This is a genomic window from Paenarthrobacter sp. YAF11_1 (assembly GCF_052113445.1).
Taxonomy (GTDB): Bacteria; Actinomycetota; Actinomycetes; order Actinomycetales; family Micrococcaceae; genus Arthrobacter.
Map to the genome: position 1 here is coordinate 36,265 of NZ_JBFRDF010000019.1, position 11,375 is coordinate 47,639.

General features: G+C 62.6%; 11 protein-coding genes and 1 rRNA gene. 5 read left to right on the forward strand and 7 right to left on the reverse strand.

What is annotated here, in order from left to right:
• Positions 1–2: 2 nt before the first annotated feature.
• Positions 3–698, forward strand: a complete 696-nt coding sequence (locus tag AB4Y77_RS21575) for a TetR/AcrR family transcriptional regulator (RefSeq protein WP_442015301.1) — start codon at positions 3–5, stop codon at positions 696–698.
• A gap of 87 nt (positions 699–785) precedes the next feature.
• Here AB4Y77_RS21575 and AB4Y77_RS21580 read toward each other — a convergent pair whose 3' ends face one another.
• The 4 genes from AB4Y77_RS21580 to lysS all read right to left on the reverse strand — a co-directional run bounded on the left by AB4Y77_RS21580 (position 786) and on the right by lysS (position 5,808).
• The gene (locus AB4Y77_RS21580; RefSeq protein ID WP_311211764.1) at positions 786–3,278 is read right to left on the reverse strand and encodes an ATP-dependent Clp protease ATP-binding subunit; all 2,493 of its coding nucleotides are present in this window, start codon (positions 3,276–3,278) and stop codon (positions 786–788) included.
• Between the two features lie 368 nt (positions 3,279–3,646).
• Positions 3,647–3,973, reverse strand: coding sequence for a histone-like nucleoid-structuring protein Lsr2 (locus tag AB4Y77_RS21585; protein ID WP_311211765.1), 327 nt, complete (start codon positions 3,971–3,973; stop codon positions 3,647–3,649).
• A 129-nt stretch (positions 3,974–4,102) separates the two neighbouring features.
• A complete protein-coding gene (locus AB4Y77_RS21590; protein WP_311211766.1) occupies positions 4,103–4,276 on the reverse strand; it encodes a hypothetical protein in 174 nt (57 codons plus the stop codon).
• 2 nt (positions 4,277–4,278) lie between these two features.
• On the reverse strand, positions 4,279–5,808 hold the full coding sequence (gene lysS, locus AB4Y77_RS21595; RefSeq protein WP_311211767.1) for a lysine--tRNA ligase: 1,530 nt from the start codon (positions 5,806–5,808) through the stop codon (positions 4,279–4,281).
• Positions 5,809–5,884: 76 nt separating this feature from the next.
• Here lysS and AB4Y77_RS21600 point away from each other — a divergent pair, with 76 nt between their 5' ends.
• The 3 genes from AB4Y77_RS21600 to AB4Y77_RS21610 all read left to right on the forward strand — a co-directional run bounded on the left by AB4Y77_RS21600 (position 5,885) and on the right by AB4Y77_RS21610 (position 8,559).
• Positions 5,885–6,781 (forward strand): alpha/beta fold hydrolase, encoded by an 897-nt coding sequence (locus AB4Y77_RS21600; protein ID WP_442015302.1) that lies wholly within the window; start codon positions 5,885–5,887, stop codon positions 6,779–6,781.
• 9 nt (positions 6,782–6,790) lie between these two features.
• A complete protein-coding gene (locus AB4Y77_RS21605) occupies positions 6,791–7,645 on the forward strand; it encodes an alpha/beta fold hydrolase (RefSeq protein ID WP_442015303.1) in 855 nt (284 codons plus the stop codon).
• An 80-nt stretch (positions 7,646–7,725) separates the two neighbouring features.
• Entirely contained in the window at positions 7,726–8,559 is an 834-nt protein-coding gene (locus tag AB4Y77_RS21610; protein ID WP_442015304.1) for an alpha/beta fold hydrolase, read from the forward strand.
• On the opposite strand, the gene AB4Y77_RS21615 is transcribed toward AB4Y77_RS21610, so the two are convergent.
• Positions 8,556–9,401, reverse strand: a complete 846-nt coding sequence (locus AB4Y77_RS21615; RefSeq protein WP_442015305.1) for an EamA family transporter — start codon at positions 9,399–9,401, stop codon at positions 8,556–8,558. The genes AB4Y77_RS21610 and AB4Y77_RS21615 overlap by 4 nt on opposite strands.
• An 8-nt stretch (positions 9,402–9,409) precedes the next feature.
• Positions 9,410–10,294, reverse strand: coding sequence for an alkaline phosphatase family protein (locus tag AB4Y77_RS21620; RefSeq protein ID WP_442015306.1), 885 nt, complete (start codon positions 10,292–10,294; stop codon positions 9,410–9,412).
• A gap of 65 nt (positions 10,295–10,359) precedes the next feature.
• Between AB4Y77_RS21620 and AB4Y77_RS21625 the strand changes: the two genes are divergently transcribed.
• Complete coding sequence (locus AB4Y77_RS21625; protein ID WP_442015307.1) at positions 10,360–11,118, forward strand: LysR substrate-binding domain-containing protein; 759 nt, start codon at positions 10,360–10,362, stop codon at positions 11,116–11,118.
• A 171-nt stretch (positions 11,119–11,289) separates the two neighbouring features.
• On the opposite strand, the gene rrf is transcribed toward AB4Y77_RS21625, so the two are convergent.
• Positions 11,290–11,375: ribosomal RNA gene (rrf, locus tag AB4Y77_RS21630) — 5S ribosomal RNA — on the reverse strand; the annotation flags it as partial.

An 11,375-nucleotide genomic window follows, 5' to 3' on the forward strand; every position in this document is an offset into this window, starting at 1 on the left:
GATTGGCTGCTCACGATCCCACGGACGTCTGGCGGCGCCCCGAGCGTGCAACCGTCGGGCCCAAACCCGAACATTCCCGCAACGGAATTGCGACGGCGGCCCTCCGCATCGCGGACGACGAAGGCCTCCCTGCGGTGTCCATTCGAAGGGTAGCCGCCAGCATAGGTGCCGGCGCCGCCTCCCTTTACCGCTACGTGAAATCCCACGACGAACTTGTGGAACTGATGATGGATACAGTCGCCGGCGAGTACCACCTTGAGGCCGGAGGCGAGCACCCACGGGAGAAACTTCTGAACCTTGCCCACCAGGGAAGGGACATCATGCACCGACACCCCTGGCTGGCCCCCTTGCTGTTGACCCGCCCGTCAATGGGCCCCAATTCACTCCGATACCTCGAAGCTGCCGTATCCGCCCTGTCAACGGTGGACCTTCCAGGTCCGGCGAAGCTGCAAACCGTGGCCATGCTGTCAGCTATCACGTCAGCATTCGTACAAAACGAACTGGCTTCCGCACCCGGCTCCGGAGCAGTCGACGGCGCCGCTGCCGGCCGCGTTCCCTACCTCGTCGAAGCCCTTCACAGCGGCGACTACCCGCATTTGGCGGCGGCGATGGCTGGACAGGCACACTCCGGCCACTCCGACGAACAATTCGCCGGCATCGTGGCCAACTACCTGGCCGGAGCAGGCGTCCCGGACTAGTGCGCCACCTTTCCTTGGCCCGCGCAACACAAAAGCCCCACCAACTCCTTGCGGAGCGGGTGGGGCTTCTGGGATAAAGCGTTGGCCTTACGCGGTCGGAGCGATCTCCGGGATACGCGGCTTGGCGTTGCCTTCGAACGTGAACTTGGCGTCGTCACCTTCGCCGTCAACGTCCACCACTACGATGTCGCCGGCGTGGATCTCGCCGAACAGGATCTTCTCGGACAGCTGGTCCTCGATCTCGCGCTGGATGGTGCGGCGCAGCGGCCGGGCACCCATAGCGGGATCGTAACCACGCGTGGCCAGGAGAACCTTGGCAGCGGGGGTGAGCTCGATGCCCATGTCCTTGTCCTTGAGGCGGCGCTCCAGGCGGTTCACGAACAGGTCCACGATCTCGATGATCTCGTCCTGCGTCAGCTGCGGGAACACCACGACGTCGTCAACACGGTTGAGGAACTCGGGGCGGAAGTGCTGCTTGAGCTCTTCGGTAACCCGTGCCCGCATCCGGTTGTAACCGGTCTGGGTGTCCGTGCCGGACTGGAAGCCCGTCGCCACGCTCTTGGAGATATCGCGGGTACCAAGGTTGGTGGTCATGATGATCACGGTGTTCTTGAAGTCCACCACGCGGCCCTGGGAGTCGGTCAGGCGGCCGTCTTCCAGAATCTGCAGCAGCGAGTTGAAGAGATCGGCGTGGGCCTTCTCCACTTCGTCGAACAGAACCACGGAGAACGGACGACGACGGACCTTCTCCGTCAACTGGCCGCCTTCTTCGTAGCCGACGTAGCCCGGAGGTGCACCGAAGAGACGCGAAACCGTGTGCTTCTCGGAGTACTCGGACATGTCCAGCGTGATGAGTGCGTCCTCTTCACCGAACAGGAACTCGGCAAGGGCCTTGGCGAGTTCGGTCTTACCGACGCCCGTGGGGCCGGCAAAGATGAACGAGCCACCGGGGCGCTTGGGATCCTTCAGGCCTGCACGGGTGCGGCGGATGGCCTGGGACAGTGCCTTGATGGCCTCGTCCTGGCCGACGACGCGCTTGTGCAGTTCGTCTTCCATCTTGAGCAGGCGCGAGGACTCTTCCTCGGTGAGCTTGAAGACCGGGATACCCGTGGAGTTCGCCAGAACTTCCGCGATCAGGTCCTCGTCAACCTCGGAGATGTCGTCCATCCCGCCGGACTTCCAGGTGCGCTCCTTCTCAGCGCGTTCGGCAATGAGCTTCTGCTCCTTGTCGCGCAGCGAGGCCGCACCCTCAAAGTCCTGGGAGTCGATGGCGGATTCCTTCTCCATCTTCACATCGGCAATGCGCTCGTCCATGGCCTTGAGCTCCGGCGGAGCCGTCATGCGGCGGATGCGCAGGCGTGCGCCGGCTTCATCGATGAGGTCGATCGCCTTGTCCGGCAGGAAGCGGTCCGAGATGTAGCGTTCGGCCAGCTGAGCCGCTGAGGCGAGGGCGCCGTCGGTAATCGTCACGCGGTGGTGTGCCTCGTAACGATCGCGAAGTCCCTTGAGGATCTCGATCGCGTGCGCAACCGAGGGTTCCTTGACCTGGATCGGCTGGAAGCGGCGCTCAAGCGCGGCGTCCTTTTCGATGTGCTTGCGGTACTCGTCAAGGGTGGTGGCACCGATCGTCTGGAGTTCACCACGGGCGAGCATCGGCTTCAGGATGGACGCAGCATCAATGGCGCCTTCGGCAGCACCTGCACCGACGAGGGTGTGGATCTCGTCAATGAAGAGGATGATGTCGCCGCGGGTGCGGATTTCCTTGAGGACCTTCTTCAGGCGCTCTTCGAAGTCACCGCGGTAGCGGGAGCCTGCAACCAGGGAACCGAGGTCAAGCGTGTACAGCTGCTTGTCCTTGATGGTCTCCGGGACATCCCCGCGGACGATCGCCTGGGCGAGGCCTTCGACGACGGCAGTCTTACCAACGCCGGGCTCACCAATCAGCACCGGGTTGTTCTTGGTGCGGCGGGAGAGGACCTGCATGACGCGTTCCATCTCCTGCTCGCGGCCGATCACAGGATCGAGCTTGTTTTCGCGGGCAGCCTGCGTGAGGTTGCGTCCGAACTGGTCAAGCACCACCGAACCGGCAGGGGTACCTTCCGGCTGGCCCTGGCCGGAGCCGCTGCCTGCGGTCTCCTTGCCCTGGTACCCGGAGAGCAGCTGGATGACCTGCTGGCGGACCCGGTTCAGGTCTGCACCAAGCTTCACCAGCACCTGTGCGGCCACACCTTCGCCTTCGCGAATGAGGCCGAGCAGGATGTGCTCAGTACCGATGTAGTTGTGGCCGAGCTGCAGTGCTTCACGGAGGGAAAGCTCAAGCACCTTCTTGGCACGCGGCGTAAAGGGGATGTGACCGGACGGGGCTTGCTGGCCCTGGCCGATGATCTCCTGTACTTGCTCGCGAACGCCATCGAGCGAAATGCTCAGGGACTCGAGCGCCTTGGCAGCAACGCCTTCACCCTCGTGGATCAGACCCAAGAGGATGTGCTCGGTACCGATGTAATTGTGGTTGAGCATCCGTGCCTCTTCTTGGGCAAGGACGACCACGCGACGGGCACGGTCCGTAAATCTCTCAAACATTTCGCCACACTCCTAGCTACGACGTACTTTGATGCTACGTGCCGGAGCAACACTTTTGGAGCGTGTTCGCCACAGGGGAAACATGACGCCGCGGAGGAATAAATCGGACACTTCCCCTTGACCGCGGCGGGCGACGGTGACATCCTGCCTGCCGGCCCGGGCAACCTGCCGCCGGGCCGCCCGGGATTAATCCGCGGCGGCGTAAGAGGGGTGCTTTCCCGCTCCCCCAATAGCACCGGCAAGCGGGCGACCAGCACCGGGAAGATTCACGGCATATTTCGCCGTCAGGCCATGGTGCCGCCCTACAAATCCGGCTCCTTAAACAACCAATGCCCCGGCAGTGACTGCCGGGGCATTGAAGCGGTGAATCAGGAATTGGCCTTTTGGTAGGCTTCCTGAATTTCAGCCTGAATACGTCCGCGGCTGTTGACCGTGTAACCGTTATCCCGGGCCCACTGCCGGATCTGTGCGGAATCCTGGTTGCGGGCCGGAGTAGCGCGACCCCGCGTCCCGCGGCCGGAAGAGGTCTTCCGGGCCTTTGCGACAAACGGTTCCAGGGCTTTCCGCAGCGATGATGCGTTTGCTGTGGACAGGTCCATTTCGTAGCTCACACCGTCCAGGCCGAAGCGGACAGTTTCGTCCGCAGCCCCTTCATCCAGGTCATCGACGAGGATGATTTTTACTTTCTGTGCCATGAGTTGCCTCTCTTTTGGAGGGATGGATAATCAGAAATTCCCCGGGTTCCTTTGTCGATTATCGTTCACGGCAAGCACGCACGTCAAAGCACAATTGGATTCCTGTGAAAGTGGAACCCATTTAGGAGCCTATTTAGTGGCTGGACCTTCAGATGCCGGGCCGGCATTTTTTGAATTCGCTTCGGCCTGGGCACGCGCTTCTGCCTGACGCTCGGATTTGTCTGCATTGAAGATCGACTTCATGGCAAACCAGAAGATCAAACCTACAACGATGGACGGCGCTAGGACTGCGATGTACTCCATGATCAGTGTCCTTCAGGCTTCAGCAAGGGGAACAGAATGGTTTCGCGAATTCCGGCCCCGGTGAACAACATGACCAAACGGTCAATGCCGAGCCCGATGCCGCCCATGGGCGGCGCGCCGTATTCGAGGGCGCGGAGGAAGTCCTCGTCCAGTTGCATCGCTTCCTCATCACCAGCGGCGGAGCGGCGTGACTGCTCCGTCAGGCGTTCACGCTGGATGACGGGATCAATGAGTTCAGAGAAGGCTGTACCGCGCTCCATGCCGCCGATGATCAGGTCCCAAGCCTCAATGAGGCGCCCGTCTTCACGATGTGGCCGGGCAAGCGGCTGGGCCGAGGGCGGGTAGTCATAAACAAAGGTCGGGTTCAGCAGGGTGGGTTCCACAATCTCACCGAACAGCTCAACCACAATCTTCTCGGCGTCCCACTTGGGGTCCACCTTGACGTCATGCTTGGCAGCAATTGCCAGCAGTTCCTCCACCGTAGTGTCCGGAGTAATTTCCACACCCACAGCTTCGGAAATACCCGGGTAAACCGAGACCCAGGCCCATTCGCCGTCGAGGTTGATTTCGCCTGCATCCGTTTGGATGGTGCGTGTCCCAACGACGTCCGCCACGTTGAGGATAATTTCCTTCATGCGCTCGGCCATGACGAACTGATCCGCCCAGGCTTCGTAGCATTCCAGGGTGGTGAATTCGGGGCTGTGTGTGGAGTCCACGCCTTCATTGCGGAAAACACGGCCCATGTCATAAACGCGGTCGATGCCACCGACAACGGCGCGCTTGAGGAAGAGCTCGGTTGCGATGCGTAGTGTCATCTTCTGGTCGAACGCGTTCATGTGCGTTTCGAACGGGCGTGCGGTGGCGCCGCCGTGGACCAGCTGCAGGATGGGGGTTTCCACCTCCACGTAGCCATGGCGGTCCAGGGTGTCGCGCACCGAGCGGGTGATGGCGGCGCGCTTGTAGACCATCTCGCGGGCTTCGTCGCGGACCATGAGGTCTACGTAGCGCTGGCGGACGCGGGTTTCCTCGTTCAGTTCTGCGTGCAGTACCGGGAGGGGGCGCAGTGCCTTGGACGCCATGGACCAGGAGTCGGCCATGACGGACAGCTCACCGCGGCGGGAGGAGATGACCTCGCCCTTGATGAACACGTGGTCGCCCAGGTCAACCAGGGCCTTCCACTCGGCGAGCGCTTCCTCGCCGACGTTGGCAAGGCTCAGCATGGCCTGCAGCCGGACGCCCTTGCCGTCCACGCCGCCCTCCTGGAGGGTGGCGAAGCACAGCTTGCCGGTGTTGCGCACGAACACGACGCGCCCGGTGACGCCAACAGTGTCGCCGGTGGTTTCATCGGCTTCCAGGTGTGCGTACTTCTCACGGATTTCGCCGAGGGAATGGGTCCGTTCAACACCCACCGGATAGGCCTCTGTGCCGCGCTCGATCAGCTTGGCGCGCTTTTCCATACGGATGCGCATCTGCTCGCTGGCATCGATGGGCTCTGCGGAGGTGTTCAGGGCTGGGGTGTTTGCGGAAGTCACAGTCCTTAAGTTTACCGGTCATTACGGGCGTTCACTTCCGGGCCCCAAGATCACGCAAACGCATAGAATCGGGGCTGTGGAGACATGGACAGTTGAAACGGTCGACGGCGGCGGGCAGCTCGAGGTGCACACCTTCCGGCCCGCGTCAGCAGCCTCAATTCCCGGCTCGAAGGCACCAGCTGAACCGGCCGGCGTCGTGCTTGTTCATGGCACTTTGGTGACGGACTCGCTGTACTGGCCTTTCGCGCGGACTCTCAGCGTCATGCTGGGGCGTCCTGTGCACAGCTATAACAGACGCGGTCGAGGGCATTCCGCGCCGCAGCCGCCCGGTTATTCGGTGGAGACAGAGATCGCGGACCTTCAAGCCGTGATGCAGAAGACCGGTTCCACTGACGTTGTGGCGCACAGCTACGGCGGCTTCGTGGCGCTGCAAGCCGCGAGGCGGGCCAGGATCAACAAACTGGTCACTTACGACGCCGCGGTTTCCCTGTCCGGCAACCTCAGCAGCCGGTGGCGGCCCGAGCTTGAGGAAGCGGTCACTGCCGGTCAACTGGATCACGCGTGGGCGCATCTGGTGCAGGGGTTGGGAACTGCCGGGCCAATTTCCTATCTGCCCATGGGGGCGCTGCGCACGCTCAGTGTCTTGTCGGCCCGGACCCGCCTGGGCTTGGAGATGCGCTCCCTGCTTCCCACGGCAGTCACCGAAATGCGCGCCGTCCTGGACGCCGATGCCCACCTTCACGACTTCATGGAACTCTCCACGCCCACGTTGATGCTCAGCGGCGGTTGGAGTCCGTCGTACTTCGCAGAGACCGGCCGCGCCCTGGCCGGGGCCGTGCCGGTGATCGACTTTGCTGTGGTGCCGCTGCAGTTCCACGAAGGGCCGTTGCGGCCGGGCAAGCGGCTCGCCGCCCGCATAGCGCGGTTCCTCTCCGGGACCCGGCTCCACGGCGAACTTTCAGATGCCACCTAGGATGATCCGGTGAGGGAACGCGATATACAGACGCACGACGGCGGACGGCTCGCCTTGTACAGCTACGGCACCGAAGACGCACCCGGGGAGCGCCGGGTAGTCCTCATCGGTGGTGCGTTCCTCACGGCACTCATTTATCGGCCCTTCTCCGTCGCTTTGGCCAAAGGCCTCGGTGACGGTTGGGCCGTGGACGTGTACGACCGCCGGGGCCGGGGCAAATCCACCGAGCAACCGCACAACTACTCCATGGCTACGGAGATCGCCGATGTCCGCACCATCATGGACACCACCGGCGCCCGGAACATCTTTGGCCACAGCCTGGGTGGGTCCGTGGCCTTGAACGCCGCCCAGGCCTTTGCGGGCACGCACCACCAGCCGGACAAGCTCGCTGTTTACGACGCCGCGGTGAACATCGATGGCAGTATGGACACCGGTTGGCTGGCCGGCTTCGCGGATTCGGTCGACAAAGGTGACGTTGGCCGGGCGCTGGCCCGGATGAAGCGCGGAATGCAGCCAGGAACTGCCCTTGCCCGGGTTCCTGAGCCGATTCTGGCGGGACTCATGGCTGTGGTGTCGGGAACCAAAGTGAACAGGCTTTTCCGCGAACTCATGCCTTCAGGCGTTGGCGAGCTCAAAGCTGCCTTTGACGCCGCTGATACTCCGACCGATTTCTCCGTCCTGCCTTCCAGCACGCACTTCATGGTGGGCAAGAAGAGCCCCCAGTTCTACAAGGTCACCGCAGCGCGGCTGAACAGGGCGGTTCCCGGCAGCACGTTGGAAGTTTCGCCCAAGGGATTCCATGGGTCCATTCCTGCAGCGGTCAACGAACTCGTCTCGGATATCTCGGACTACTTCAAACGCTGACTGCTTTTCCACACTGACTGCTTTTCCACATAAGGGCCGGCATGCTGCCTGCATTCAGGTGGCTCGGTTAGGCTCAAGTCATGACGCGCGACATCATCATGACCCACGACGGCGGACACCTCGAAGTACTCACCACGGGCGGTGGGGTGGCAGCGGCAGGTTCCGGTGTCGTCGTCGTTCCTGCCTCCATGGTGACGGCTGCCGATTACTCGCGTTTCGCGCAGAAACTGAGCGAAGCCCTGGGCCGGCCCGTCCATACTTTCAACCGACGTGGACGCGGCGATTCATCACCGCAGGCCGAGGACTACACGCTCGAGGCCGACATCCGGGACTTGGACGCCGTCATGAAGCACACGTCGAGTACCGACGTCTTTGGGCACAGCTTTGGCGGCGCCGTAGCGCTGCACGCTGCGCGGACCCTGCCGGTAGAGAGGCTTGCCGTCTACGACCCTGCTGTGTCGGTCAACCACAGCGTCAAGGCCGACTGGACACCTGATTACGAACGCGCGACGGCGGCGGGAGACTATGACCGCGCCCTCGCCGTCCTGATCAAGGGCGTGGAAACCGGCGGCGCCTTCGCGCGCATGCCACTGTCCATGCTGACCCTGGCCAACAAGCTGGCCGCCGGTACGCCTTTGGGCAAGCAGATGCGCGAACTGATGACCTGCGGTGTCCGGGAAATTAAGGCCGTCATCGCTGCCGACATGCCCGCCGAGCCGTTCCTGGCCCTTCCGCTGGAGACGCTGATCGTGGTGGGCGAAAAGAGCCCCGCCTACTTCGGTGTTGCGTGCGGTCAGATCCATGACGTCCTCTCCGGATCCAGCTACAGCATCCTCCCTGGCTCGGGGCACGACGGTCCCATCAAGGCTCCGGACAAGCTGATCTCTGAGTTGTCGGAGTTCTTCTCGGGCTAACCGAGCTGGACGGCGGCGATGCCGGCCACCGCGATCGCCGTCAAACCCAACCGGAGCCGGCTGAACTTTTCATTGAAGAACACCGCGCCGATGACTCCAGCCAACAGGACACTGGTCTCGCGCAGCGCCGACACTAAGGCAAGCGGTGCCAGGCTCTGCGCCCAGACCACAATTCCGTAGGCCAGCATGGACACCAGTCCTCCGATGAATCCCGGCTTCCAGTACCGTGCCACTCGTCGCGGGAAAGAACGGCTCTCGGAGGCCATGCGCCAGCAGACCAAGGGAATCACCAGGCCCTGCAGCAGGAAAAGCCACGAGACATAGGCCATCGGTTGCCCGGAAACCCGGACTCCTACACCGTCCACCAAGGTGTAGGCCGCGATGGCCACACCCGTGAGTACGGCGAAGAAGGTGCCCTTGCCGTTCTTGCCGGCACTGGCCGTTGGGCTGTGTTTTGTGAGGGCCAGGCTCAGCAACGACCCAGCGACGACTGCCACTCCCGCCAGCTGCCAGAAGCTCAAGTTCTCTGCCAGGAAAGTGGTGGCGATCCCCGTAACCAAGAGGACAGCGAGGCCGCGGGCCAACGGATAAACCTGGGAGAAATCGCCGTGCTTGTAGGACGTGGTCAGCAGGATGAGATAGCAGGTCTGCAAGGCGGCCGATGCCACCACATAGGGCCACGACTGCTGCGGGGGAACTCCGAAGACCACTGCCCCCACCAGGCCCGATGCCAGATAGGCCAAGGCAATCATGGTGGACGAGGCTAGTCGGTCCGGAATCGCCTTGGCCAAGGCATTCCACACGCTGTGCAGGACCGCTGCCAGGAGGACTGCCCCCGTCACCGCAAGTGTCAACGTGGAGCTGCCGTCGTTGCGGGTTGCTCCTGCGGGTCACGACGGGCGCCGAACACGAGCCCGTCCGTGTCTCCTGCCGCCACACCAAATGTAGCGAGTACCTGGGAAAAGATGTCGGCATGGTCCACTGCCACGACGTCCCTGGGCACCCTTTCGCCGCAGGCAGCGATCCAGGCTGTGCGCTCGGCCTCGGTCTCACCCCCATGGCCACCGGCATCGACGTGTCCGTGATCAGTCACCACTATGACTGTCCAAAATTCGGCATCACGACGAGGCCTCGACTCAATCGCTTCCAATAGCCTTTTCAGGCGGGAATCGCAGCGCTGAATGGCTGAAATGTAGCCGATACCCGTGCCGTTGTTATGGGCTTCGACGTCGGCCTCGCCAAAGTACACAAAGGATGCCGCAAGGTCCTCGCGCTCCAACCGTCCGGCTGCATAATCCGCGACGGCGTCGTCGGCACTTACCCAACTGCCGCCGTCGTTCGCTTCTTCAGGGTCCTCCTCCGGCACCCAGCCACGGGAAGAGAAGAGAGGCCCGCACGCGGTGGCTGCCGCCACAGGGAACCAGCTCGCGGCAATCATGGTGCGCGACTCCGGACGGGCCGCACGAAGCACCGCAGTGAAGTCTTGGTAGGCAGCGAGCTCCAGCGGATGGACACGGTTCCCGGTGACGTTGTGCCGGTCTGCATAAACCCCGGTGGCCACCGTGGCCCACACTGGACCGGAAATCGTGGCATTCTTCCTGTGAACGTGGACGGGGAGCAGAAAGCCGTTCCGTGCGATCTGGTCCAGGGCTGGAGTGGCCGCGGACATCAGCGAGTCGTAACGGACGCCATCGATTCCGACTACCAGGACGTGGGATTCATTCTTCACAGCCATGACGGTACGTGGCTGTGACCACAACTCATAGGAGCAGCCGCTCATATCTATAGGAGACTTAGGCCATGCCTATGAATCTCACGCATCTGCGGGCCTTTCACCTCGTAGCCACCCACGGCAGTTACGTCGCTGCGGCCGCAGCTGCGAACGTGAGCCAACCAACGCTGTCCGAGCAGGTCCGCCTTTTGGAACGGCTTCATGGGGTCCAGCTCCTGCAGCGGGCAGGGCGGTCCGTAGAGCTGACGCCCGTGGGAGGAAAGCTGCTGGAAGTTACGGCCAGGTTGTTCGCCGCCGAGCTCGAAGCCCAAAGCGTCCTGGCCAAAGCCCGCAACGTCATGCAAGGAGAACTTCGGTTCGGCACCGACGCACCCATCAACGCAGTGGGAGTGCTCAGCACCTTCCGGCGACTGAACCCCGGAGTCAGCATCCAACTCGTCAGCGGAAATTCCGCCGATATACGCAGACAGGTCCTGGCTGGAACTGTGGACGTCGGCATCATCGCCGACGAAACGCCGCATCCTGACTTGATTGCACGCCAGCTCGGAACGCAGGACCTGGTGGCCTTTGTTCGGCAGGACCACGCCTTGGCACACGGCAAGGTGATCCGCCTCCGGGATTTGGTAGTGCACCCGTTGATCATCAGGGAGATCGGCTCGGTGACGCGCAGATCCATCGAGACGGCGCTCTCGACAGCCCGTCTCCAGCCAGCCGAAGTGCTGGAGACGGACAGCAGAGAAGCCGTCCACGCGGCAGTGATGGCCGGCCTCGGCAGGTGTAGTGGCGGAGGACGAGTTCAACGACGATCCTCGGCTGGTGTTGCTTGATTTTGTTGATCCGATACCGCCGATAGTGGAGTACCTGGTGTATCGACGGGACAAGCAGCGGAGCCATGTGGTGGATGCGGTGTTGGGGTGTGTGGGTGGTGGCTGATGTTGTGTTGTGGTGGTTAAAGGGGAAGAGCCCCGACCTGTGGTCGGGGCTCTTGCCTAATGTGTGTCCGGCGGTGTCCTACTCTCCCACACCCTCCCGGGTGCAGTACCATCGGCGCTGTGGGTCTTAGCTTCCGGGTTCGGAATGGGAC

Excerpts from the sequence above, each read along its gene's own strand:
- AB4Y77_RS21580 (WP_311211764.1), bottom strand. The coding sequence starts at position 3,278 with ATGTTTGAGAGATTTACGGACCGTGCCCGTCGCGTGGTCGTCCTTGCC.
- AB4Y77_RS21585 (WP_311211765.1), bottom strand. The coding sequence starts at position 3,973 with ATGGCACAGAAAGTAAAAATCATCCTCGTCGATGACCTGGATGAAGGG.
- AB4Y77_RS21590 (WP_311211766.1), bottom strand. The coding sequence starts at position 4,276 with ATGGAGTACATCGCAGTCCTAGCGCCGTCCATCGTTGTAGGTTTGATC.
- AB4Y77_RS21610 (WP_442015304.1), top strand. The coding sequence starts at position 7,726 with ATGACGCGCGACATCATCATGACCCACGACGGCGGACACCTCGAAGTA.
- AB4Y77_RS21620 (WP_442015306.1), bottom strand. The coding sequence starts at position 10,294 with ATGGCTGTGAAGAATGAATCCCACGTCCTGGTAGTCGGAATCGATGGC.
- AB4Y77_RS21625 (WP_442015307.1), top strand. The coding sequence starts at position 10,360 with ATGCCTATGAATCTCACGCATCTGCGGGCCTTTCACCTCGTAGCCACC.